Annotated in this window: 24 protein-coding genes; 4 read left to right on the plus strand and 20 right to left on the minus strand. The window is 38.7% G+C overall.

Annotated elements, in window-relative coordinates; all coding sequences use genetic code 11:
• The first annotated feature begins 178 nt into the window (after nt 1-178).
• The 4 genes from ACO052_RS03065 to ACO052_RS03080 all read left to right on the plus strand — a co-directional run bounded on the left by ACO052_RS03065 (nt 179) and on the right by ACO052_RS03080 (nt 8,123).
• The gene (locus ACO052_RS03065; RefSeq protein ID WP_422106549.1) at nt 179-2,344 is read left to right on the plus strand and encodes a prolyl oligopeptidase family serine peptidase; all 2,166 of its coding nucleotides are present in this window, start codon (nt 179-181) and stop codon (nt 2,342-2,344) included.
• Between the two features lie 396 nt (nt 2,345-2,740).
• Nucleotides 2,741-4,102 carry an Ig-like domain-containing protein gene (locus ACO052_RS03070; RefSeq protein ID WP_422106550.1) on the plus strand — a complete coding sequence of 454 codons (1,362 nt, stop codon included), beginning with the start codon at nt 2,741-2,743 and terminating at the stop codon, nt 4,100-4,102.
• Between the two features lie 10 nt (nt 4,103-4,112).
• Nucleotides 4,113-7,142, plus strand: coding sequence for an FG-GAP-like repeat-containing protein (locus ACO052_RS03075; RefSeq protein WP_422106551.1), 3,030 nt, complete (start codon nt 4,113-4,115; stop codon nt 7,140-7,142).
• A gap of 69 nt (nt 7,143-7,211) precedes the next feature.
• On the plus strand, nt 7,212-8,123 hold the full coding sequence (locus ACO052_RS03080) for an ABC transporter ATP-binding protein (protein ID WP_422108034.1): 912 nt from the start codon (nt 7,212-7,214) through the stop codon (nt 8,121-8,123).
• Between the two features lie 2 nt (nt 8,124-8,125).
• On the opposite strand, the gene ACO052_RS03085 is transcribed toward ACO052_RS03080, so the two are convergent.
• The 20 genes from ACO052_RS03085 to ACO052_RS03180 form a co-directional block, all read right to left on the minus strand.
• Nucleotides 8,126-10,378, minus strand: coding sequence for an efflux RND transporter permease subunit (locus ACO052_RS03085; protein WP_422106552.1), 2,253 nt, complete (start codon nt 10,376-10,378; stop codon nt 8,126-8,128).
• Entirely contained in the window at nt 10,378-10,944 is a 567-nt protein-coding gene (locus ACO052_RS03090) for a 4'-phosphopantetheinyl transferase superfamily protein (protein WP_422106553.1), read from the minus strand. Before ACO052_RS03090 ends, ACO052_RS03085 begins: the two co-directional genes overlap by 1 nt.
• Nucleotides 10,941-11,192: an acyl carrier protein gene (locus tag ACO052_RS03095; RefSeq protein ID WP_422106554.1), complete on the minus strand. Its 252-nt coding sequence runs from the start codon at nt 11,190-11,192 to the stop codon at nt 10,941-10,943. The genes ACO052_RS03090 and ACO052_RS03095 overlap by 4 nt, the downstream gene beginning before the upstream one ends.
• A gap of 22 nt (nt 11,193-11,214) precedes the next feature.
• Nucleotides 11,215-12,489, minus strand: a complete 1,275-nt coding sequence (locus tag ACO052_RS03100; RefSeq protein WP_422106555.1) for a beta-ketoacyl-[acyl-carrier-protein] synthase family protein — start codon at nt 12,487-12,489, stop codon at nt 11,215-11,217.
• A 71-nt stretch (nt 12,490-12,560) separates the two neighbouring features.
• The gene (locus tag ACO052_RS03105) at nt 12,561-12,812 is read right to left on the minus strand and encodes a GIY-YIG nuclease family protein (protein ID WP_422106556.1); all 252 of its coding nucleotides are present in this window, start codon (nt 12,810-12,812) and stop codon (nt 12,561-12,563) included.
• A gap of 221 nt (nt 12,813-13,033) precedes the next feature.
• Entirely contained in the window at nt 13,034-13,471 is a 438-nt protein-coding gene (locus tag ACO052_RS03110) for a 3-hydroxyacyl-ACP dehydratase FabZ family protein (protein ID WP_422106557.1), read from the minus strand.
• Nucleotide 13,472: 1 nt separating this feature from the next.
• Nucleotides 13,473-14,267, minus strand: coding sequence for an enoyl-ACP reductase FabI (locus ACO052_RS03115; protein WP_422106558.1), 795 nt, complete (start codon nt 14,265-14,267; stop codon nt 13,473-13,475).
• Nucleotides 14,264-14,803, minus strand: a complete 540-nt coding sequence (locus ACO052_RS03120) for a dihydrofolate reductase family protein (RefSeq protein ID WP_422106559.1) — start codon at nt 14,801-14,803, stop codon at nt 14,264-14,266. Before ACO052_RS03120 ends, ACO052_RS03115 begins: the two co-directional genes overlap by 4 nt.
• A gap of 27 nt (nt 14,804-14,830) precedes the next feature.
• A complete protein-coding gene (locus ACO052_RS03125) occupies nt 14,831-15,880 on the minus strand; it encodes a type III polyketide synthase (RefSeq protein WP_422106560.1) in 1,050 nt (349 codons plus the stop codon).
• Nucleotides 15,881-16,591, minus strand: a complete 711-nt coding sequence (locus ACO052_RS03130; RefSeq protein ID WP_422106561.1) for a methyltransferase domain-containing protein — start codon at nt 16,589-16,591, stop codon at nt 15,881-15,883.
• Nucleotides 16,591-17,721: an NAD(P)/FAD-dependent oxidoreductase gene (locus tag ACO052_RS03135; protein WP_422106562.1), complete on the minus strand. Its 1,131-nt coding sequence runs from the start codon at nt 17,719-17,721 to the stop codon at nt 16,591-16,593. The genes ACO052_RS03130 and ACO052_RS03135 overlap by 1 nt, the downstream gene beginning before the upstream one ends.
• Nucleotides 17,718-18,236: a YceI family protein gene (locus ACO052_RS03140; RefSeq protein ID WP_422106563.1), complete on the minus strand. Its 519-nt coding sequence runs from the start codon at nt 18,234-18,236 to the stop codon at nt 17,718-17,720. The genes ACO052_RS03135 and ACO052_RS03140 overlap by 4 nt, the downstream gene beginning before the upstream one ends.
• 62 nt (nt 18,237-18,298) lie before the next feature.
• The gene (locus tag ACO052_RS03145) at nt 18,299-18,748 is read right to left on the minus strand and encodes a 3-oxoacyl-ACP synthase (RefSeq protein WP_422106564.1); all 450 of its coding nucleotides are present in this window, start codon (nt 18,746-18,748) and stop codon (nt 18,299-18,301) included.
• Nucleotides 18,739-19,860: an NAD(P)/FAD-dependent oxidoreductase gene (locus ACO052_RS03150; protein ID WP_422106565.1), complete on the minus strand. Its 1,122-nt coding sequence runs from the start codon at nt 19,858-19,860 to the stop codon at nt 18,739-18,741. The genes ACO052_RS03145 and ACO052_RS03150 overlap by 10 nt, the downstream gene beginning before the upstream one ends.
• 50 nt (nt 19,861-19,910) lie before the next feature.
• Complete coding sequence (locus ACO052_RS03155) at nt 19,911-22,139, minus strand: reprolysin-like metallopeptidase (protein ID WP_422106566.1); 2,229 nt, start codon at nt 22,137-22,139, stop codon at nt 19,911-19,913.
• Between the two features lie 181 nt (nt 22,140-22,320).
• A complete protein-coding gene (accC, locus tag ACO052_RS03160; RefSeq protein ID WP_422106567.1) occupies nt 22,321-23,673 on the minus strand; it encodes an acetyl-CoA carboxylase biotin carboxylase subunit in 1,353 nt (450 codons plus the stop codon).
• 82 nt (nt 23,674-23,755) lie between these two features.
• Nucleotides 23,756-24,241 carry an acetyl-CoA carboxylase biotin carboxyl carrier protein gene (accB, locus tag ACO052_RS03165; RefSeq protein WP_422106568.1) on the minus strand — a complete coding sequence of 162 codons (486 nt, stop codon included), beginning with the start codon at nt 24,239-24,241 and terminating at the stop codon, nt 23,756-23,758.
• 29 nt (nt 24,242-24,270) lie between these two features.
• Nucleotides 24,271-25,269 carry a beta-ketoacyl-ACP synthase III gene (locus ACO052_RS03170; protein WP_422106569.1) on the minus strand — a complete coding sequence of 333 codons (999 nt, stop codon included), beginning with the start codon at nt 25,267-25,269 and terminating at the stop codon, nt 24,271-24,273.
• 179 nt (nt 25,270-25,448) lie between these two features.
• Nucleotides 25,449-25,652, minus strand: coding sequence for a 50S ribosomal protein L32 (gene rpmF, locus ACO052_RS03175; RefSeq protein WP_111683250.1), 204 nt, complete (start codon nt 25,650-25,652; stop codon nt 25,449-25,451).
• An 8-nt stretch (nt 25,653-25,660) separates the two neighbouring features.
• A complete protein-coding gene (locus ACO052_RS03180; RefSeq protein ID WP_422106570.1) occupies nt 25,661-26,200 on the minus strand; it encodes a YceD family protein in 540 nt (179 codons plus the stop codon).
• Nucleotides 26,201-26,250: the final 50 nt, after the last annotated feature.

Raw genomic sequence — 26,250 nt, forward strand, 5'->3', positions numbered from 1 at the left:
CCTAATCATTCATTGCAACAGTAGTTTTTTTATTTCGACCAATCATGTGAATTATTCGTTGTTATTATTTAATAGCGACTAACGCATTTACCCTAAGTTTTAAGACATATTTGACGACGTTATTTTTGTTTAATACTTATCTTTGGATTTAATAATGTATATATCTGAAGATTCTATTATGAAAAAATTACTGCTCATTACCATTGCTCTAAGTATTTTTGTTTCCTGTAAAAAAGAAGCAGAAAAAGTGAACCCAATTACTGTAGATTATCCCGAAACCAAAAAAGTGGATACGGTAGATACATATTTTGATGTTGCTGTAGCAGATCCTTATCGTTGGTTAGAAGACGACCGAAGTGCTGAAACCGAGGCTTGGGTAAAATCCCAAAATGAAGTCACCTTTGGCTATTTAGATAATATTCCTTATCGTGAAGAACTAAAAGACCGTTTGACCAAACTTTGGAATTACGAAAAAATCGGAGCGCCTTTTATAGAAGGGGATTATACCTATTTTTACAAGAATGATGGCTTACAAAATCAATATGTCATCTACCGCTATAAAAATGATGCAGATCCTTCGACTGCCGAAGTATTTCTAGACCCAAATACATTTGCTGAGGACGGCACCATCTCTCTTGGTGGCACAAGTTTTTCTAAAGACGGCAAAACTTTGGCCTATGCCATCTCGGAAGGTGGTAGTGACTGGAGAAAAATTCTCATCATGAATGCAGAAACCAAGGAGATTATCGAAGATACATTGGTCGATATTAAGTTCAGTGGAATGTCTTGGTACAAAAACGAAGGGTTTTATTATTCGAGCTACGACAAGCCCAAGGGAAGTGAATTATCCGCCAAAACTGATCAGCATAAGGTGTATTATCACAAGTTAGGTACTAAGCAATCTGAAGATGCCTTAATCTATGGGGGAACTCCAGAAGAAAAACACCGTTACATTTATGGGGGCGTAACAGAAGATGATCGCTATTTAGTTATTACACCGAGAGTATCAACCTCTGGCAATAAACTATACATTAAGGATTTAACGGTGCCTAATGCGCCTTTAGTTGAAATTTTAGGCCATACCGATTCAGATTCTAATATCATGGAAAATGTAGGGTCTAAGTTATATATTATGACCAATCTCGACGCGCCAAACAGACGTGTTGTGACTGTAGATGCCTCTCATCCAAGTCCAGAAAACTGGAAAGACTTTATCCCAGAAACCGAGAATGTCTTATCACCCTCAACAGGTGGTGGTTCGTTTTTTGCAAAGTATATGGTCGATGCCGTATCTAAGGTTTTACAATACGATTACGACGGAAAACTCATTAGAGAAATCGAATTACCTGGAGTAGGTAGCGCTAATGGTTTTGGAGCTAAAAAAGACGATAAGGAATTGTACTATTCATTTACCAATTATGTCACCCCAGGAAGTATCTATAAATACAATATTGCAGAAGGCACTTCAGAACTGTTCCGTAAGCCTAGTATTGATTTTAATCCCGAAGATTACGAAAGCACTCAAATCTTTTATACCTCTAAAGATGGTACAAAAGTACCTATGATCATAACGCATAAAAAAGGATTGGAGCTCAATGGCAAAAACCCAACGATTCTTTATGGTTATGGTGGGTTCAATATCCCATTAACGCCGAGTTTTAGCATTGCAAATGCTGTATGGATGGAACAAGGAGGTATTTATGCCGTGGCAAATCTTCGCGGTGGTGGTGAATATGGTAAAGCTTGGCATGATGCCGGTACCCAAATGAAAAAGCAAAATGTCTTCGATGATTTTATCGCCGCTGGTGAGTATTTAATTGACAACAAGTATACTTCATCAGATTATTTGGCCATAAGAGGTGGCTCAAATGGTGGTTTATTGGTCGGTGCAACCATGACCCAACGTCCAGACTTAATGAAAGTTGCCCTACCAGCTGTAGGTGTATTAGACATGTTGCGTTACCATACCTTTACGGCAGGTGCAGGTTGGGCTTATGATTACGGAACTGCTCAGGACAGTAAAGAAATGTTCGAATATCTTAAGAACTACTCACCTGTTCATAATGTCAAAGAAGGTGTAGAATATCCTGCCACAATGGTGACCACCGGAGATCACGATGACAGAGTAGTCCCCGCCCATAGTTTTAAATTTGCCGCAGAGTTACAAAGCAAACAAGCTGGTAATAACCCAACATTGATAAGAATAGAGACCGATGCTGGCCATGGTGCTGGTACTCCAGTAAGCAAAACCATTGAACAATACGCCGATATTTATGGGTTTACCCTGTATAATATGGGATTTGACATATTACCGAGTAAAACTAAAGAAAAAGTAAAGGGGTAACAGAGCTCCTTAGCTATTGATTAATATAGCTAATACTTTGACGCTTATACAACTTAAGGAAAGACAATAATAGGTCTTTTCAGCAATTGCTTTAATACTATAAGTAGTACATCGGCATGTTTCCCTAATGATGCATAGTGCTTTTGGACAAGATGTATGATTAGGGAACTGGATGCCTTTATCTATCGATAAACTCTGTTTTAGAGGACAGCGATTTTCGACTTTATATTGTAAAGCATTTCTTTCTTTTAAGCTGCAACCCCTTCAATTAGGTCAATCATCCTTTTTATTTGATTATAAACGATTTAATAAAAAAAACTTAGATTTACATCTACTTTTGTAAAAAGTAGGGTTTTCCTCAACTCACTTGTTTTATTAGTGTGCATTAACCATTATATGAATAAAAAATTTATTCTTGGTTTATTTTTGGTCTCTCTTATACTACTTCATTGTTGTAGTGGTACGGATGACAGTACCCCAGCTTTAACGACCGAAACCACAACTGACACTGTCACAATAACTCAAAATTCTGAAGTTGACATTTTCATCTTTGCCAATGATTTAAATATTCCTCAAAGCGGGACTTTAGCAATCAGTACACCATCGTTGGGATCAGCACAAATTCAGGATAATGATACACCTAATAACCCTAGTGACGATTATGTAGTTTATAGCGCTAACCCAAATAGGGTTGGTGAGGATGCATTTCAATATACGATTTGCGACAGTTCTAACAACTGCTATACCGAAACCATATCCGTTACTATTACGTCCCTATCTGTCGTAAATGTTTTCGAAAATGATACGCCACACGAAACACTTTCGGCCTATAACTTTTTTCAAGGGGACTTAAAAGACCTCAACCCTACATTTGGTGTTATTCCATACGATTTACTTACACCCTTATTCTCTGATTATGCAAAAAAGCAACGCTTCATTTGGATGCCCAATGGCGTTAGCGCTAATTATATTGATGACTATTCCCCTCTGCAATTTCCTGAAGGAACTATTCTAATCAAAAACTTCTTTTACAATAACGTACAACCAAATAATTCTACCAGAATTATTGAAACTCGATTGATGTACAAAAAAGCTACTGAGTGGGATTTTGCCAATTATGTATGGAACGATGACCAAACCGAAGCTTTTTTCACCAATCAAGGAAGCACAGTGAATATAAGTTGGCTTGAAGGAGAAAGCATTAAGATCACAGATTATCGCATTCCCTCGAGAGCTGAGTGTTTTACTTGTCATAATCAGCTCGATGATCCAACGCCTATAGGTTTAAGACCGCAAAACATAAATAAAGATTACAATTACGATACTGGACTTGCTAATCAGTTGCGCGAACTTAGAACCCTTGGCTATTTAGATTCCCAAATCCCAAGTAATATCGACACCGTTGTCGCTTGGGATGATGAAACGCAACCACTCGAAGCACGCGTGCGCTCTTATTTAGATATTAACTGTGCACATTGCCATTCTGACGACGGTCATTGCAATTACAGGCCTATGCGATTTGAATTTGAGCTTACCGAAAACCCTGAAAATATCGGTGTATGTGTTGAGCCTGAAACTCAATTTATACCAAATTCTTATATTGTAAAGCCCAATGATACAGATCTGTCTATATTATTTTACAGAATCAGTACTACAGAGGAGTCTTTTAGAATGCCATTATTGGGTCGAACCATAAACCACGATGAAGGTATTGAACTTATAGAAGAATGGATTGCTTCATTAACTAACTGTGATTAAAATCAAAACTATGAAAAAAATTACGCTGCTACTAATTACTGCTCTATTTACTGGCTTAGCCTGTAATGCGCAGTATTCCTTTAACCCCATTGTAGGCCCTACCAATGTCGCTCAGGGTTCCCCTGTTACTATAAGCCTAAATGATGTTGCAAATACTGCTGGTGCTGCTGCGTCTTCGACCGGTGCATACAGTTCCTTTTCTGTTTCTGTAGATTGGGCAGAAGGTGCCGGAACCCCATGGTCTGTAGAAGCCGATTTGACTTTTATTACTTCGGCAGGTTCAATAACTATAGATCCTCCTACAAGTGGAAGTGCCAACTCAACAGCGAGCACAACCCTAACTTTCGAAGGAAATTTGGCCGGTCTTTACAATCCCACTGCAGATGGCTATATAGATTTAGTCTTAAATCAAAGTTATGGCGGGTCTAGCGCCGATTGGTCAAATATTGTAGTGACCCTTTTTGAGGCGCCCACTTGTCCTACACCCGCTAATCTCAATGCGATTAGTATTGCTGAAACTTCGGCTGAAATGCAATGGACAGAGCTAGGTTCCGCGACACAATGGAATATTGAATGGGGAAGCGCTGGCTTTACACCCGGTACGGGGACTAGTGTTTTCGGCCATACATCTACCACATATAACCTCACCGGATTGACGCAAGGAGACGCTTACGATTTCTATGTACAGGCTGATTGTGGAGGTGGAGATCTATCAGATTTTGAAGGTCCCTTTAATTTTAGAACGAGTTTTCCTGGTGGAAGTTGTGCTACTGCAATAGCTTTAAACGTCGAAGCAGACTGTAGTTCGGCTACACCGACAACTTTTAACTTTGGTTCAGCAGCAGACATAGATGCCAGCAATGAAAACCCATCATGCGATGCCCTTGCAAACTATGGCTACTTTGTTAGTTTTACTGCGCCTGCCATTGGTTCAGTAGTTGTTTATTTCAGTGGTTTAGCAGACAATATTGGACTAGAAGTATATGATGCTTGTGGTGGCAACGCAGTATCTGCTTGTACTAATAATTTATTCGATGCAGGTGATAACTCAGGTCAAATCACTGGATTGACTCCTGGTGCTACGTATTATGCTGTTGTTTGGAGAGATCAACAAAGCGGTACTGCAGATATTTGTATAGAAGAAGGGTCTAGTTGCCCGGATCCAAGTAATTTAGATGCTAGTTCAATTAATTTAGATTCGGCAACATTGACTTGGACTGAAAATGGAATTGCATCAGAATGGAACTTAGAATGGGGTACTACCGGTTTTTCCCCAGGTTCTGGTACTATGGTTAATGGAATCACCTCAACAAGTTATAATTTAACAGGACTGACGTCGGACACAACTTATGATTTTTATGTAGAATCCGTTTGTGCCGGAGAGACCTCCAATTTCACTGGTCCTTTTACATTTACGACACAGGCTCCTTCCAGAATTAACTTTAGTCAGGTTCCAATTGCTGTCAGTGGATGGGACTTAGCAGTAGTCGATATGAATGGTGACTTTTTAGATGATATTGTTGGGGTCTCAGACACTAACGTTAATATTCAACAGCAGAATCCTGATGGGACCTTTACAAATATCAACATTACTACCCCAGATGCCGATTATTTGCCAAGCTGGAGTATGGCTGCGGCAGATTATGACGCCAATGGAAAAACAGACTTATTGTATGGGGCAGGTAGTGGGGTAACCTTTATGAGGGCTAGTAATGATGGTTCGAGTTTTACTGAACAATCAACCACACAATACGTGTTCTCACAGCGTTCTAACTTTGTAGATATCAATAATGATGGTCATTTAGATGCCTTTGTATGTCATGATGTTGAGCCCAATGTTTACTTTATTAATGATGGTACAGGTAATTTGACTTTTTACCAATCGGACGTTACACCTGGTGCACCTTATGAGCTTGGTAATTTTCTCACTGGTGGCGATTACGGATCTATTTGGATCGATTATAATAATGATGGAAACATAGATTTATTTGTTGCTAAATGTGGTGGTTCAACCGAGAGACGAACTAACATCATGTACACCAATAATGGTGATGGTACCTTTACCGAAAATGCAGCCGCTATTGGACTAGCCGACCCTATGCAAACCTGGTCATCTGCTTGGGGTGATTTTGATAATGATGGGGACATGGATGTGTTTGTTGGTGCAAGTTCTGGAAGCCATAAGTTAATGATGAATAGAGGCTTCTCTGATGATGGTAACCCAAATAATGATTACACATTTTCGGATGTTACTCTAAATGCTGGTATATCTGCACCTACAGGATGGGAAAGTTCTGTGCATGATATTGATAATGATGGAAATTTAGACATTATTAGTAATGGGTCCATTATGTATGGAAAAGGAGATATGACCTTTGAAGGTGTTGACCAAAATCAATTGGACTATAAGAACGGTAGTTTTGGCGACTTAAATAATGATGGTTATATCGATGCTTATTTTAGCGGCAATATCTATTATAACCAGAAAAATAGCAATAACAACTGGGTTAAAATAAATACCACGGGAATGGGGCATGTGACTCCTAATTATAGTAATAGAAATGGAATCGGTGCACGAGTAGTCCTTACAACACCATCTGGCACGCAAATCCGCGATGTTAGAAGTGGAGAAGGCTTTGAGTTTATGAGTTCATTGAACACCCATTTTGGAATTGGTACGGACAACTCTATTTCAAAAATTACGGTGTATTGGCCATCAGGTGAAATTGATGAGATTACCAACCCAGCCATTAATACCACCCATACTATAGTTGAAGGCACGGCTCCGCTTAGTATTGCCGATGAGACCTTAGCTAATGTTAAACTTTATCCAAACCCTGTTAATGATGTATTAATCATCCAAACCCCTGCTGATTTAACAGAAAAAATAGCCACGGTTTTTGATATTACCGGCAAGCGTGTGTATAATCAAAAATTAACCAATAATAGGCTCGATGTTTCAAGTCTTCAAGGAGGCTTATACGTCTTGAGAATAGAGTCTGATGGAAAAAGTATAAGACGAAAGTTCATTAAGAAATAAACTTTAAACCCAAAATTCACACTAAAACCGTTTGAGACATCAAGCGGTTTTTTTATGGTATTTTTGCACATGCTTCAAATAAAAAATCTCTCTTTTGGTTACACTGAAACAGAAGTGCTGAGTCAACTCGATTTTACGGTTGGCGTTGGCGAAAATCTCGCCATCATTGGAGAAAGTGGTTCTGGAAAAAGTACATTGCTCAAGTTGATCTATGGAGAATACGATCTAGAACAAGGCGAAATCTTTTGGAAAGACACCAAAATACTTGGTCCAAAATTCAACTTGGTGATTGGTTATGATTTTATGAAGTATGTCTCGCAAGAGTTTGACTTAATGCCTTACATATCCGTTGAAGATAACATCGGTAAGTTCTTATCGCGTTTTTACCCAGAGGAAAAAGAAAAGCGCACTAAAGAACTCGTTAAAGTTGTTGAATTAGAGGCCTTTGCCAAGACCAAAGTCAAAAACCTAAGTGGTGGTCAGAAACAACGTGTGGCGATAGCGAGGGCATTGGCAAAAGCTCCTGAAATTTTATTATTGGATGAACCCTTTAGCCATATTGATAATTTTAAAAAGCAATCTTTAAGACGAAGCGTCTTTAATTATTTGAAGCAAAATGGAATTACATGCATTGTAGCCAGCCATGATAAAAATGACGTGCTTGGTTTTGCAGATGAGATGATTGTACTTCACCACCAAAAAATCATTGCAAAAGACACCCCAGATAACTTATATAATACCCCTAAAAGCCCATTGATTGCGGCTTTCTTTGGTGAGTTTTCCCTAATTAATGATAAGATATATTACGCGCATCAGTTAAAAATTGTAGAGCAGTCCGATTTTAAAGCAACAGTAAAGCGGTCTTATTTTAATGGACAAACCTGGTTGATTGAGGCCCGTTTTAATGAACAAGCCCTATTTATTGAGCACCACAATGCTTTAGAAAATGGATCTCCCATACATTTTGATATTATAGCATAGGGCTATTTATCAAACATCTTTAGCAGTGCCGGTAAATAAAAGATATCCGTGATCAAGGCAATGGCAACGGTAACAGCGCATAGAATACCAAAATCACTGACCGATGGTGTGGCACTAGACGCTATAATTAAAAAACCACCAACTAAAGCAATAGTTGTTGAAAACAAGGCACTACCCGTGTAATGCATGGCATTGTCCATTCGAGATTCTGGTGAGCCCGTTATGGTTTTACTGCGTCGGTATTTATAGACCAAATGTATGGTGTCGTCCATGGCGATCCCCAACATGATTGGAGTAATCATAGCTGTTGATACATCCAAAGGTATGTCCAGCAGACTCATAAATATAGCTAACAATGCCAAAGGCAAAATATTAGGGATTAACACCAAGAGCGTCGTTCTGATGCGCTTAATAAAAATCAACAAGCATAAAAACGCGACAAAAAAGGCCGCGAAGAACGACTTAAACTGTGTTTCTAATATAAACTTGTTAAGCTGGGCAAATACCACGGCAAACCCATTGATTTTTAAACTGTACTTGCTCGTGTCGAATGACGATTGAAAGGCCAGCTCTATATCTTCCAAAACCTGCTCCAATTCTGACGTTTTCATTTCACTTAGTGTCAACGTAAATCCTGCTATACTCAAGTCCTCAGAAAACAGCTTAAAAAAATTATTATCCCTATTGTCTATTAGAGCCAATGTGTTTTTAACTTTCGCTTCCGACAGATTGGATTGAAACAAGAGCGGTGTCCTTTTTTCTAAAAAGGATTTAAAGTTGACTATGGAAACCGGGTTAGAAATAAATACGTTGTTTTCGAGTTGTGCTTGAAAATCTTCTAACTTCTTCACGATAGCTTTGGTTAAAAGCGTATCGCCATTTTTTGAAGAGATATTAAGCTGCAATCGGTTACTGCCGCCAAGTTCAACTTCGACGGTTCGCAAATCGTGCTTAGCGACGCCTTCGGCCAATAGGTCTCGCGAATTGGTATCGATCTTTACTTTAAAAACAGAATATAACCCAAATAATAATACTGCGGTAAAACCAAAAATAATGGACCGCTTATAGCGTGTAGTCACATGGTTCAGCCAGTTGATAGCCCCGGTTTGACTTAGTTGCTTTATGCTTAAAAGTGGCTTGGCTTTTTCAAAATTAAGGTTCATAAAACTAAAGCCAATAATCGTAATCACATAGACCAAAATAAAGCTGAATATCAAACCTATACAGGTAAATACCCCCATATTCTTAAAAGCTGGTAAGGGTGATAAATACAAGGCAAAATAACCGACAAATGTAGTTAAGGTTGTATAAAAACAGGGCGTGAAACTCTTTATAATAGTATAGGCCAAAAGCTCGACTTTAGTCAAGGATTTGTTTTTAAGTCCTTCTTTATGGTAGATATTAATAATATGAACGGCATCACTAACACTATACACCATCAAAATGGTGGGGATGAGCATAGAAATCATATTTAAGGCATAGCCCAAGGAAGTTATAAGCCCAAATAGCAATGATACTGGTACCGCAACAGATAATAATGAAATAATAAGATAGCGCTTGCTTGGTAATAAAAAGAGCAACATAACTGTGATGACCAGAACAGTTAATATCCCAAAAACGAGACTTTCCTTGTAAATGCCTTTGCTGTACGCTTCATTAAGTACTGGAGGTCCTGTAAGGTAGTAATTAGAATAGTCTTTTTCAATCACCGAGCGTATCTCTCCAGCAATATCCTGACGTTTTTCTTCTATCGTAGGCGTCGGATTCATCTGTATATAAAAAAACTGACTCTTGTAATCTTTTGTGACTAATTGCCCTGTCACATTTGGCAGTTTTGAGAAGAGATTTTTTAAGCCTTTTTCACTTCGCTTTGGGCTGTATAAATCATTAAAGACGATTTTGTCATTGCCATAAATAGGGTATTTAGCCTTTGCTAAACTAAAGGTCGTCTTTACATAGGGCAAGGCTTCAATGTCCTTATGCAATTGCTTTAATGCATTGACTTCGGCTTCACCAATAGCATTATCTACTGGAAGCATTACGATATAAATTTCATCAGACCCAAAAGTCTCCTGAAAATCTATATAGGCTTTATAGCTAGGATCATCATCTAAAAACCATATACCAAGCGAATTATCCACACTTAATTTATTGACCGTTTGATAGCCCGAAAATCCCACAGCTACTGCAAGAACGATGATAATTGCAAACCTGAACTTAACAATAGCCGATATGATGGTTTTTAATCCTTCCATTAGGGTGCAAAAGCTATGGCTCCAAATTGGCCATGATGCGATAAACTGATATTAAAATCTTTAGTGTTGTATTGTATGGTCGGAATTCCATACTCACGCTTTACAAATCTGAGGTCATTTTTATCACAATGCAATTGTTGTGATACAAAAGATAAGGCTTTATCTCGTAAAACTCTGCTTTGTGCACAAGGAGAGGTGGCATTAAGTTCAATGACCTTAGATGTCGTGTGCCGTCGCTCAATAGATGCTTCCGACACCATGTATCTTGAAGTCATTCTTGTCTTTACATAGCAGATAAAGGTCCTATATCTTACCACACCTCCATCTTCAAGCGAGTACTCAAAGGCCTTAGGATTATAAAATCGGCTAGGATACAATTGGGTATACAATTTATAGGCCGCTTCCTTCATGCTCCAAAGTCGCCAAACCATGACGTCAGGCTCCTCAGAACATTCTATAAGATTTTGCTCTTTTACAGTGCATATTTTATCGAGATACCTCGGGCGCTTCCAGTTAGATTGCTTGCTTGCAAGCTCCATGTCAATAATATCATTGCCAACTATCAAGGCTTTAGTTTTTGCGTCACAATATCCATGGCTGATTTAACGTCTAACATTTGCTCCATATCTTCATTTTCTAACCGAATGTCGAACGCATCTTCAATGTCTAATATAATATCGACCAGATTGGCAGAATTTATTTTTAAATCATTGACAAAATCGGTGTCTTCAGACAAGTTCTTGAAGGCCTCCTCGTCTTGTACATAAGGGGCAATAATAGGTTTTAATTTGGCAATGAGTTCTTCGTTAGTCATGGTAGTTCTTTGAGTAACAAAGTTACACCATAAATCGCTTAAATAAAACACAAGCATTTACATCACCAAAGCCAAAACTCGCTTTTGCTAGTATATCGAAATTGAGCTCTAAGGTTTTAAGCGGAATGTTGTCTTTAGTAACTAAACGTTCTATGTCTGGATGTAAATCTTCACAATTCAAGTTAGGTGCAATAAACTGTTCTTTAAGCTGAATAACACTCGCCACGCACTCTATGGCTCCAGCGGCCGCCAAACAATGACCAACAAGAGACTTGGTAGAATTAATATAGGGAAAGTCAATGCCACTTCGCTGTAATGCTTTGGTCCAATTTTCAATTTCTAAGGTATCCTTGGCTGTCGCCGTTAAATGGCCATTTACGACGTCGATAGCCTTCGCCTCTACCTCAGCATTTCTTATAGCATTTTTAATGCAGTGCTGAACGGCCTCAGGATTAGGTGCTGTTAAAGTTCCTCCATTACGCTGGCCACCTGAATTAATGGCGCCACCTAACACCTCAGCATAAATAGTGGCACCGCGTTCCACTGCACTGTCTAGCGACTCTAGAACCAAAGCTCCGGCGCCACTTCCGGGCACAAAACCTGAAGCAGAAGCGCTCATAGGTCGCGAGCCTTTTTCGGGCTGATCATTATGTTTATAGGTCATCACGCGCATGGCATCAAAGCCACCCCAAACATAAGGCCCATGATCACTACAACTACCAACAATCATGCGTTTGGCCTTAGCATTTTTAATATGTTCAAAACCCATAAGTAGGGCTTCAGTACCTGTAGAACAGGCCGACGAGTTTGTCGTTACCTGATTTCCTAAGCCTAGCATCCCACTTAAATAAGCACTTACACCACTGGCCATAGTTTGCAGCACTACTGTACTACCTAAGCGTCTCACAAGGCCCTCATCTAACTTGTAAATGGCTTCTCTAAACTTTTCAACACCCGATGTTCCTGTACCAAAAATGAGACCTGTATCATAATCGACATCACTGTCTGGTTTCATATCAAAACCGGCATCGCGCCATGCATCGATACCTGCAATACAGCCATACAGGATGCCAGAACTGTTAAAGCCTCGTAACTGTAAATCGGTAAAATACTGTGATTTTAGGGCTTCAGAAATGTTTGGAATACCTCCAATCTGACACGAAAAATTGAGATCCTTCAGATTTTGATGAAACGAAATGCCCGATTTACCTGTTTTAAGAGCATCGGTAAACTCAGAAACGTCAACACCATTTGGTGCTACGACGCCTAGGCCTGTTATGACGACTCTGTTTTTCATGTTTTCAAAATCAATAAATTTGAAATTTAAATGTCACACTGAGCTTGTCGAAGTGCTTTCGAAGACCATACTCATTGAATTCTATTCCCATATTCTTTATAGTTTTTAGAAAATTCAATTAAGTCATCCCAATTTTCATCAATTAATGCTTTCTTTTTCCTCCGAGACCACCCTTTAATTTGCTTTTCAATTTTAATAGCTTCTGAAGGATTTGTACACTTTACAAACCATTTTAATTCTACAGGTAATCTTGAGCTCGTATAATTAAATTTCTCACTTCCAGACTTATGTTGTATTAACCTTCGGTCTAAATCATTAGTCATACCTGTGTAATATGAATGATCAGAACATAGCAATATATATATACATAATAATATTTCATCGAAATTGATAATGCTTCGACAGGCTCAGCATGACAACGTAATCATTATTTGGGTTTATACTAAATTACGTAATCTAGGATTAGTTACACCCCTAATGAGCTACGCTCGGTATCTTCAATTAAAACTATTGCTTTAATTTCGATAATCCTCAAGGGGACATTTCAAATTTTCAACATCCCTGAGATTAAACCTCTTGCTACCAATTCTTCATTCGTATTGTACATTCTGACCTTGCACTTCAGCTTATTAAAACGAAATACGTCTTTGTCTGATTTTACTGTAACTTTCTCGCCTGGCAATACAGGCAAATAGAAATCCATTTGATGTGATGTCAGTGCTATTTGCGGCTGTTGATCATCCTGTATCTCATCCTTCATTAAATAGATCCCCAAACATACCAAACCGATTTGTGCCATACATTCCGTTAATATAACGCCTGGCGTTAGAGGATTGCCCTTAAAGTGTCCTCGATAAAAAAATGCATCCTTCCGAAATGTATAGTGTCCTGTAACGCCATGTTCTGAAATTGCATCAATACCATCAACAAATAGAAATGGTTCTTGGTACGGAAGTAAGGCTATGATTTCTGATGTATTCATATTATCTTAAGTGTTCCCCACCATCTACTGGGATTATGGTTCCGGTAATCCAAGATGCCTCATCCTTTGTCAGTAAGTACACAGCATTAGCCACATCTTCTGGAATCGTTAAACGGCCATTTGGATTGCGTTTTAAACTGTGGGCAATAATAGCGTCACTTCCTGGTATTAATCGTAAAGACGCCGTATCAGTAACTCCAGCCTGAATACAATTGGCTTTAATGCCGAAAGGCGCAAACTCTAGGGCAATGCTTCTAGTAATAGCCTCTAAACTCACCTTAGCTGCCGAAACCGCCGCATAGTTATGCCAAGCTTTGGTATTTCCCTCACTTGTAAAACTTAGTATTCTCGCATCCTTTGAAAATAGACCGGCTCCAAATACCCCTTTGGTCCAGTCGTATAAGCTCAGCGCCATGGCATTTAAAGTAATCTCAAAATCATCACGCTTTAATTCTTTGTGATCCTCAGAGATCATAGGTTTTAAATTGCCCTTGGCAATACTATGCACCATCACTTTTACTTTATGCCCTTCGCCTAAAACAGCTCTTAACTCTTCGATAACACCTTGCTGCTTTTCTGGTTTGGTAAGATCGATATTAAAGGATTTAAATTGAATATTATTCTGCTTTATCGCATCAAATGCTTTGGTAATTGCTTCTTCTTGTAGTCTTGGGCTACGATGTACAATGCAAATATTTAAGCCATGCTCAGCAAGCTTTCTGGCCGTAGCCAAGCCTAAGCCACTGCTACCGCCTAATATTAATGCCCATAAATTTTTATCCTTGAATTCTTTCATTTTTTTATTTCATAGGTCAGCTCAACCATACCATCATTAAAAGCGGTTACATCCCTTAAATGCAGCTCCTTTTCCATATTTATAAAATCGAAAAACAACAAACCATCGCCCAAAACAACTGGAATAAATGTAATGACAATCTCATCTATTAAATCTTCCTTTAGAAATGATTTAGCGAGTTTAGAGCCCCCAACCATCCAAATATTTTGGAATTTTGAATCTAGCTCCTCTTTTATCAAGGTTTCTAAACCTCCAGAATAAAAACTGATACTCGCTTTTTCTGTTTTTAACGGCCTATTTGTGACGACAAATACAGGCTTTTCACCATAAGGCCAGCCCAGTTTTAAGGCATGTTCATAAGTCTTGGAGCCCATGACATAACAATCGACAGATTTTAAAAACTGTTCGATATCATCTTCTGAAAGCGTTTTACCTTCACGATAAGTGTCCTTTGAGTGCATCCATGATACATCTTCGTCCTTTTTGGCAATAAAACCATCTAGACTCGAAACCATATGTAAAGTTACCTTAGCCATTTTTAATACTTATATTTATATCATAAACTACCATTCTAACAATAGGCGTTGCGCAGAAAAACCTGGACCAAAGCTCAGCATTAAACCTTTTTCCCCTTTAACTATATTTTTATCCATAAATCGTTCTAAAACATAAAGTACGGTAGCACTGCTCATATTTCCATAGAGGCGCAATACGTCTTTGGTATCTGCTATAGTCTTTCCTAAATCTCCAAATAACTCCTCTACAGTCTGAACTATTTTTTTGCCTCCCGGATGAAATACCAAATGATCGATATCGGCAATGCTTAAACCGTTACGCTTTAAAAAGGGATGAATAATCTTGGGGAAATGCTCTGCTATGGTTTGCGGTACGGACTGATCTAACACCATTTGCAATCCTGAATTCCTCAATTTAAACCCCATCATATGCTCTGCCTCATAAAAATGATACATGGCTTCATCTTTTATTTCAGGCCCTGATTCGTCATACGATGATAATATAACACTAGCACAACCATCACCAAAAATAGCAGCACTGACAATGTTTACCATGGAGTAATCGTCTAACTGAAACGTAGCCGTTGGAGATTCTACCGCAATGACTACGGCGCGCTTATTGGGGTTTGCCTTTAAAAAATTCTTGGCATATAGAATTCCTGAGACACCCGCAGCACAGCCCATTTCTGTTACTGGTAGTCGCACAATATCCTGCTTCATTTTTAGCTTATTGATCAAATAGGCGTCTAGTGAAGGAATCATAATACCTGTACAAGATACGGTAATGATATAATCGATATCGGTAGGTTGGAGATTGGCTTTATCTAAGGCCTTTAACAAGGATTGTTCGGCAATTTTAATACACTCTCGTGTATAGATATCATTTTTCTCTTCAAAAGAGGTCTTCAAAAATACCTCTTCCGCATCCATAATGGAGTAGCGCCTGTCTACTGCTGCATTTTCAAATATTTTTAATACTTTTCTTTTAAAGCGCTCATCTTGACCCTCTAGCCATAGTTCTACATAAGGTAAAATATCCTTGGTTTCTCTGGTATATTGTGGAAGTTGCTTTGCAACCGATGTGATTCGTACCGCCATTTAGGTTCTTATTAGCCATTGGTAGCGGAAGGCCCATTTCCAACGGATTTGTGATTTGAGTTGTAATTGTTGTGATATTGACTCCAATTCCCGGCGCTTAAATGCTCTTGAAATAGAGGTTAGCCCATCTTTGACTATCATCTGATTTGAGATGGTCAAGCTCAACAACTTAAACAATACGTAAGCTACATTACTTCTGTGTAAATCATTAATAACAATCCCCAAGTTGGCACTATTTGAAATAGTTCTTAATAATGAAAGAATCTCTTGTTCATTAAAATGATGCAAAAACAAGGTAGACAAGGCGATGTCATAGTTCATCGTCTGAAACCCTTCAGAAAAAATATCGCATTTTTCAAACGTTATTTCATCGTATGTTCTCGACAATTCAATGGCATAATCAATAGCATCTTGATTGGCATCTATTCCTATAAGCTTAAACTTATACTGATGCTTTTTCCCAAAGTCCGCGACCCATCTTAACATATCACCATGGCCACAGCCCAAGTCAATAATTGTATATGTTCTATCTTTTGGATGTCCAGCAAGTAATTGCTCAATACCATTGAGTGTCACCCTATTGCCACCCAACCATCTATTAATCTTACCGAGTTTATCGAGCGTATCTCTGAGTAATTCACCTTTCATGGAAAAATCATCCATGATTTCGGTGGCATCACTTCTATATGTGGTATCAATAAATAAGCCCATTACATTTTGATTGGTTTGCCGTGTGTCATTCTTATAATATGGGGCACTAAAAAAGGAAGCCTTCTTAAAAGTACGAGTAATTTTGGTGCTAACCAATCTTGTCTGAATAAATACGCAATGCCATGCCCAACCCTAAGTCTAAGTCCAAATGTTCTATTCCATCTTTTTGTATAGGCATCCTCCAATTTCAACCTTGAGTCTATATCTTTATTGAGATACCTAATAATCAAATCTGATGCTAATTTTGCGCTTTGTATAGCCATGCCCATGCCATTGCCACACAAAGGATGGATCATACCTGCAGAATCCCCGCACATGATCATGTGATTTTCGATGGGGTTCTTAGTCTCAAAAGAAATCTGACTAATCGTTAATGGCTTTTGAAATTCTAATGTCGATGAGGAAAAAATAGTTTTTAAGGCTTTATTCTTAAAGAGGACCGCTTCCTGAAACTGTTCTATGTTCTTATATCTTTTAAAGGATTCGTAATTGGTGATATAGCATAGATTGATATGGTCATTCTCTACTTTAGACACACCGCAATAGCCACCTTTAAAATTATGAAGCGCTACTTTGGTCTCATCAAATGGGCCCGATACATGGACTTTAATACCCAAATAAGGAGATTTTCTTTTTATAAAGGCCCGATTGAATTGCACATCTAAATTAGAACGTTTCCCAAAGGCGCCAATGACTATTTTAGAGTTATACGCTTTAGCAGCTTTGGTCTTCACTTGGAAATTATCGTCTTGAAACTTTACATCTACAACCATATCCTGAAGCACTAAAACACCGATTTTTTGGGCCAAATTATATAGTCGAAAGTCCATTTCGTAGCGGCTTATCCCGAAACCACCTAAAGGAAGAGTCGCCTGTATCTTCTTGTTATTATGTGTGGTAAGTTCAAATTCCGTAATTCGTTTTGCTCCAAACTCAAAAGGATTAAACCCTAGAAATTCTAGATAGGGAAGTACTTCGTTAGACACATATTCTCCACAGACTTTGTGCCTAGGGTATCCATGTTTTTCAATGATTAAAACTCTGAAGTTAGATTTAGCTAAATGAATGGCAGCGGTTAAGCCTGCTAAGCCACCTCCAATTACTATCACATCAAAATTAGACCGATTCATTGCATCTCCTGAAAATAGGTCACCTGAATTTTTACCGTTTTGCCCATCACAAAACTTCCACCACCTACATCAAAGTCTCGCCTGTTTATTTTAAATGAAGAGGTGATTTTGTAGGTCTCATCTACACTTTGAACGGTCACAGGAATTGTGATTTGCTTCGTTTTCCCCTTAATGCTAAGATCTGCTTTTACGCTATATACCGTGTCTGATGTTTTTGAAATTGAGATGCTCCTTAGCGTAATATAGGCATGATTTTCAATATCAAAATAATCGTCTTTAAGTAAATGCTCATCTCGGCTTTCAATACCAGTTTTAATTGAAGACACCGCAATCTTACCCGAAATATTGGTCAATTCCGATTCCGGATTAAACTCGGCAATAATATCAAAGGTATTGAAATGGCCGTCGACATTTACGCCCAAGTTTTTTATAACAAAATCTATGGAAGACGCATTTTGGCTATAGCCAAAGCTGGTGCATATAGTTAATAGTATAACTTTGAAAAAGCGGAGCATAGCTAATTTTTATAGGTGAAGTTACGACAGTTTTTATAGGGATTAAAGGGATTGGTTCTTTTTTAAAGAATTTTTGTGATTGTCATTTGTTGTTCCCTAAAGATCACTGTGTCCCCTACGGATTTGGAGACCAATAGTTTTGCTATAGGTGTTGCCATTGAGATGGCATAGAATGTATCGGTACCAGCCTTTAGTTCACCTAGACTTAGTCCTAAAAAGTAATGGGATGTTGAGGTAAAAACAATACTTCCCAATGCAACGGTATTTAACTCTGTTTCAGGGTCAATTCTATTTAAAAGCTCCTGCTGTTTTTGAATTTCCGCGAGTTGTCTCCCTGCCTTTTCCCGTTCTATTTGGAGCATTGCCCTTCCCGTTTCGTGCTTATCGCCAGCTGTGCTCTTGGTTTCGGTCTCTAAAGCGTTTTGAATATCAGAAATTGTTTTCTCAATCACTTCTAAACGCGCATTGAGCATATCGCAGCATTGATTATAGAGGTTTAACTTTAAGTGCATTGCATCAAGTTTGCTAAATCCCTCCCAACAGTACTTCCAATGGCGACTCCCATACCACCTAAACGCACACCACAGAAGACATTGCTACTCAAGGGCTTTACTATTGGGCGCTTTTGATCTCCAACTCCCATAATACCGGACCAGCGATGCTCAATTTCAAAATGAGTATCTGGTAAAATGGTGGATCTTAAAAGTTCTTCCAGTTTATTTTGTATAAGTTCTGTTTCTCCAAATTCTGTTGTCTCTTCACCTTTAAAGTCCAAATTCCGACCACCACCAAATAACAATCTTTCATCTATATTTCTGAAATAATAATAGCCCTTATCTAAATGAAAGGTCCCTTTTATATGAAGGTTATCTATGGGTTTTGTAATGAGTACTTGGGCACGTGCAGGTTTAACATGTTCATTTATGAGTTGGCCAGCAAAACCATTAGTAGCCACAAAAACCTTCTTCGATGTTAAGCTGAAATTGGTCGTATTTATATGAACCTTATGAGAGCCTTCCTCAATGGATGTCACATGACAATTGTTCAATATGTTTATTCCGGATGTGGAGACCTTATTCAAAAGTGCCTGCATCATTTTTCCGGTATCGATCTGCCCTTCAAACTTATTATACCCTATCTTTTTGAGACTATTTTTGAATCCAAATTGGTTGTCTTCAAAAGAAAATACACAGTCTTTAAATAGTGGCCAAAATAGTTTATTAATAGCATCCTTATGAGCATTGCACTGTTCGTATAAGGCCTTATCGTCTTTTAAAAACAACTCGTAACCACCATGTTGCCTATAGGCTATAGGCTTATCCCCTAAAGTATGTCTCAATAGTCTTAAGCCATTAATGCGCTTGGACACAAGTTCTAAGACATCTTCTTCCGAATGGGTTTTTAAATCCTCAATGATTTCACTTAAACTGCCAAAGCACGCAAAACCTGCATTTTTTGTACTTGCCCCTTGTGGCAGCATCCCCTTTTCAAGGACTACTATTTTTGACTGTGGGTATTGTTGCCGCAACTCTAAAGCGCAACTCAGTCCAACAATGCCACTGCCAACAATGGTGAAATCAATGTCGGTAATCCAAGTTTTTATATCCCAGTACGATAAATTCATGGCAAAAAAAAGCTCCTAAATTTTAGGAGCCTTAATTTATAAATTAATGGTTAATCCACAATAATTTTCCTAGCTGCCTTTCGAGGGCCTTCAGAAAGTTGTAGCACATAAACACCTGATTGTGCATTATTCAATCTTATGACTTCCTCAAATCTACTGATGCTAGAATATTCTTTTCTGTATATCGCCCTTCCTCTTATATCATAAACCTCTACGCGAATAGCTTCACCAGATCTTGGGTCAAATCCTATAGTAAAGGCTCCATTATTGGGGTTAGGATAAATGCTGAGATTATCAATACCAAATTCTTCGATGGATAAAGGATCTGTAATAGCGAAGGCACTCGATGCCGCATAAAAAATATTGTCGGCCGCCTCGACAAGAACTATGGCATTATTTGTATTGGGGATATCCGGAACTGTTATTGTCGCGGTACCCGTATTGGGAACCCCAGAAGCTAAGGTTGTAAAGGATAATCCACCATTAGTCGTAAAACGGATATTAACGGTTTGGCAGTTAATGGCACCCGTATTCGTCTGACCGACCACCCATGACACTTCTTGACTCGAATTGGCAGGCCAAGATGCTGGAGTATTAACCGTAAATGGGGTTGAAAATAATTGTACCGTGACGACCATATCGTCTGAACCTGTGGCACCGCCACCAAGTTCATTGTCCCTTACAGTTAATGAAAAGTTCATGGTTCTACCTACAGAGGGAACGACTTCCCAAGTGGTTGCTAACGACCCAGATAAAACGGTATTTAGAGCTGGCATATAGCGATCTGGCGAAGTCGTTGGGTCTAATGACCTAAACAGAGGGCCACCGCTATTCGTAGGTTGGGGAGGCATTGTTGCAGGGCTCGCATCGGTTTGCTCCCAGCAATACGTTAAGCCAGAAGCGGTATCTGCGTCTGTTGCAGATCCCCTAAGGACAAATGCCGTGGATACTGGAATGGTGAAATCCGAACCCGCATCTACCACTGGTGCTACATTATTTGTAGCACTGCCTACAAAGCAGGTACTGCTGTTTCCTGTAAAAACATTGGCCCACATTTCTCTTAAATTCTCCCCATGAAAATAATCATCACTGTTATTTTGGACATTAGGAGCACAAATACCTGCATAGCCCATAATGGTCGAAGCACTACCGGGTTCTACGGAAACACCGGACCTTTGGCAACTATTATTTTGTGTGTGGTTACCGCCAAATTGATGACCTAGTTCATGAGCCACATAGTCCACATCAAAAGCATCACCTACTGGAGAAGGTAAGCCCGTAACGCCTCTCGCTTTTGATCCTGGCACACATGGAGAACGCAATTGAGCAATACCCCCACCGCCCGTACTAAACACATGGCCTACATCGTAATTGGCAGAACCTATAAAAATTGGAGCACCAGCCGTATCAAGTGTGGTTTGGTTTTGACCTAGCATTACAGGCCCATTATTGTTTGTATAGGGATCCGTATTGGGATCTAAGAAAATAACATTCGGATTATTGGCAATAATGACCATGGTCACCCCTAAGTCCCTTTCATAAATACCGTTAACTCTAGTCATTGTAACATTCATTGCTGCTAACACGTCTGGTACCGTTCCACCGTGAAATTGGGCGTACTCCCCTGTACAAGCAAGTGCTAAACGATAGGTTCTCAGTGTTCCATCATTGGCGTTTCGCAAGGCACTAAATACTTCATCGGACATACCACTTTCATAAGGACTGTATTCTGTTTCACAGATAAATGCTGGCCTTGGTCCGTCTTCGTTGGAATTAATAAATGCAATACAGGTTTTTTTATCCTCAGTGTATGGTTCTATAAAAACGGTTTTACCATCCGATAGTACCATCCCACTCAATCCTTTCTGTGGGGACATACTAAATCTCAATATTGCGGTCGGATTATCGATGCCCTTGCCTACAAAAGATCGTATCTCAGGAAACTGATTTTGCAATTCCGCCTCCATAACTGAGGCCTCTTGTACTAAAAAAGACGCTAACTTACCTTCCTGATTGGGAAATTGCACAACCACACCTTGACGCTTACCAACTAAATGACGTTGAGGCACATTGATGAGTTGTTGCTTTAACCGATCAATATTAATATCTATTAATGTGGAATACTTAGGCTTGGCTTTATAAAAGCCAATGTTCTTTTGAGGAATGTCGCTAGATGCTTTGATGGACCATGTCGTTTCTGTTTTCTGAGCAGTACTCTGTGGCACGAAACATACAGTCAATAACAACCCCAAAAAGAACTGTAGGTATTTGTTTTTCATAGTTCTTCTTTGATTTTTTTTACAAAGGTACTGGTTATGTGAGGATTTCACAACAAACATCACAAACCTTTGATATATTCACAATTAAATGCCTATAACATGAATAAACTGTCGATGTTTATAAGATAATCTTACACCACAACGCATAAAAAAAGCGACCTTTATTGGTCGCTTTTTCTATTTAATCTTCAAGCTCTTCTTTAATCTTAAAGTCTTCCATAAACTTGGTCGTGTAATTCCCTGCTAAATAATCGGGATGTTCCATAAGTTGTCTATGAAAAGGAATGGTTGTTTTTATACCTTCAATGACGAACTCATCTAGAGCGCGTTTCATTTTATTAATGGCTTCTTCACGAGTTTGCGCTGTTGTAATTAACTTGGCAATCATTGAGTCATAATTAGGCGGTATACTATAACCCGCATAAACATGGGTATCTAGACGAACGCCATGACCTCCAGGGGCATGAAGTGTTGTTATTTTTCCTGGTGAAGGTCTAAAATCATTGAAGGGATCTTCAGCGTTTATTCTACATTCAATTGAATGCAAATTTGGTGTATAATTTTTACCAGAGATGGGCACACCTGCAGCCACTAATATTTGTTCTCTAATAAGGTCAAAATCTATAACTTGCTCGGTTATGGGATGCTCTACTTGAATACGCGTATTCATCTCCATAAAGTAGAAATTTCTGTGTTTGTCTACTAGAAACTCTACAGTACCCGCACCTTCATAATTTATAAATTCGGCCGCTTTAACTGCCGCTTTTCCCATTTTATCTCTCAAAGCATCTGTCATAAAAGGAGAGGGTACCTCTTCTGTAAGCTTTTGATGACGTCTTTGTACAGAACAGTCCCTTTCGGACAAATGACAAGCCCTTCCGCTAGAATCTCCTACCACTTGGATTTCAATATGTCTTGGTTCTTCAATGAGTTTCTCCATATACATATCGTCATTGCCAAACGCCGCTTTTGACTCTTGTCTGGCAGAATCCCAAGCAGGTTTAAGGTCTTCTTTTTTCCAAACGGCACGCATCCCTTTTCCTCCTCCACCTGCAGTAGCTTTTAACATCACTGGGTAGCCCACTTCTTCGGCAAGTTTTTCACATTCCTCATAGTCTCCTATAATGCCATCGCTTCCTGGTACACAAGGCACTCCTGCAGCTTTCATCGTCGCTTTAGCCGTAGCTTTGTCACCCATTTTAGCGATCATCTCCTCTGAGGCGCCTATGAATTTTATACCGTGTTCTTCGCAAATCTTAGAGAATTTGGCATTTTCAGACAGGAATCCATATCCTGGATGAATAGCATCCGCATTCGTAATTTCTGCAGCTGCTATAATATTTGAAATCTTTAAGTACGATTCATTACTTGGAGCTGGACCAATACAAACGGCTTCATCCGCAAACTTAACGTGAAGGCTGTCAGCATCAGCTGTTGAATATACTGCAACAGTTTTAATGCCCATTTCTTTACAGGTTCTAATAACACGCAGTGCTATTTCACCTCTATTAGCGATTAGTATCTTTTTAAACATAACTTTTCTTTTAAAAATTCAATTTCCAAGCACCAAATTCCAATAATTGGGTTTGGGATTTGTAGATTGGAATTTTCAATTGTTATGATGGATCAACCAAAAATAACGGTTGGTCAAACTCGACTGGGGAAGAATCGTCAACTAAAACCTTAACGATCTTACCTGATACTTCAGATTCGATTTCGTTAAATAGCTTCATAGCCTCGATAACACATAGGACATCACCTTCCTTAACTTCTGTGCCTACTTCAACAAAAACAGGTTTGTCTGGTGATGGCTTACGATAGAATGTGCCTATGATAGGTGATTTTACGGTAACATATTTAGAATCATCACTTGCTGGAGCTGAGGCAGCCGGCGCTTCTGGCGTTGGAGCGGCAACTGGCGCTGGAGCCTGTTGCTGAACAACTGGTGCAGCAGCTTGAACAGGTACTTGCTGAACAATCGTAGTATCGCTATCAGAACCCGTTCTGATGGTAATTTTAACATCATCCATTTCTAACTTAACTTCACTCGCGCCAGATTTGGCTACAAATTTTATTAAGTTCTGAATTTCTTTTAAATCCATAGTATTTAGATATTTGTGTTAGTTAGTGCTTAATTAGGGTTATAGGCCCATTTAAAATAAATCGAGCCCCAAGTAAATCCACCTCCAAAGGCGGCAAAAATCAAATTATCACCTTTCTTTAGTTGTGATTCGTAGTCGTAAAGTAATAACGGTAAAGTAGCAGAAGTTGTATTACCATACTTCTCAATATTCATCATTACTTTTTCATCTTCTAGATGAATACGCTGTGCTGTGGCATCTATAATTCTCTTATTGGCCTGATGCGCTACTAGCCAAGAGATATCATTATTGGTAAGGTTGTTTCTTTTTAGTATCCGTTCTGCGACATCTGCCATGTTAAAAACGGCATTTTTAAATACGGTTCGACCATCTTGAAACACAAAATGTTTGCCTTCATCAAAAGCTTCTTGTGTTATAGGATAAGATGAGCCCCCATACGTAGCCTGCAAAAATTCCCGGCCCTCGCCGTTACTTCTTAAAAGTTCGTCTTGTAAACCAAGCCCTTCCTCATTGGGTTCGAATAAAACAGCACCAGCACCATCGCCAAAAATAATGCAGGTCGCCCTATCCTTGTAATTGATGAATGATGAGTTCTTATCGGCTCCTATGAGTAGTATTTTTTTATAACGACCAGATTCAATGTAGGCTGCCGCCGTTGACATCCCAAAAAGAAAACTAGAACAGGCTGCTTCTAAGTCATAAGAAAAGGCATTTACAGCTCCTATTTGTGTTGCAGTATAAGCAGCCGTTGAAGCCGCCTTCATATCTGGAGTTGCCGTGCAAACTATGACTAATTCTATATCTTTAGGATCTAGGCCTTTTTTATCTATTAAATCTTGAGCTGCCTTAATGGCTAAAAATGATGTGCCTTTTCCTTCTTCTTTAAGAATCCTACGCTCTTTGATTCCTGTACGCGTCGTAATCCATTCGTCGTTTGTGTCTACCATGGTCTCTAGTACTTTGTTCGATAGTACAAAGTCTGGAAGATAGCCTCCGACACCTGTAATTGCCGCTGTAATCTTACCCATTATTAGCTTTTAGATTAATTAAAAGTATTTAAAAATGACAAAAAACAATGATTTTCAGTGCGTTTTTATCATTTTTTGGCAAATAATTATGCAAATTAAGTAGTTTTTGACCTATTCAAAAAATTTAAACAAAAAAAAACGCTCACTGGTGAGCGTTTTATACTATGCGCGCATAATAGTTATGCTAGGTTTTCTTCTTCAGCGGAATTATCTATTAGGACTTGGCCTCTGTAATATAGCTTTCCTTCATGCCAATGCGCTCTGTGATACAAGTGCGGCTCACCAGTCGTAGGGCAAGTTGCTATTTGAGGTACAGAAGCTTTATAGTGTGTTCTTCTTTTATCTCTTCTTGTTCTAGATATTTTACGTTTTGGATGTGCCATTTTAAATGTTATTTATCCGTTAATAGTTTTTTTAAATTATTCCAACGAGGATCGATATCCTCAGATGCTTTTTCATCGTTCTGTTCACTCGGACTCAATTCTTCTAATTTTGAGAGGATATCGGATTTTAACGTTCCATCTTCAATACCTGGATGGACCCGTTTTGCCGGAACTGCTAATATGATGAGCTCGTAAATATACTGGGCAATATTAATCTCGTATTCCCCGTGCGGTATAATTAAGATATCTTCATTATCGTCATTATAGGTTTCCCCAAACTTAACCACCAACTTAAATTCATCTCCAATTTGCTGATTATAGGGTTCGTTAGTGAGGTCACAATTCACATTAACATATCCTGACGCCTTAAAAAACAACTCCAATAGTGTTGCTTTTTTGATGAGTTTTAAATCGATTTTTACATCAACTTCATTAAACTCTTCATATTCAAAATTATGAAAGAACGTATTGTCAATAGTATAATCAAAATCGTGCTCCCCTACTTTTAATCCAACGAATTGGATCGTATATTCTTTTAATGCCTTCATTACCACACTCATTTTGAGCCTGCAAATATATAAAATTTTACTTATTTAAC

The organism is Winogradskyella sp. (assembly GCF_965228925.1).
Taxonomy (GTDB): domain Bacteria; phylum Bacteroidota; class Bacteroidia; order Flavobacteriales; family Flavobacteriaceae; genus Winogradskyella.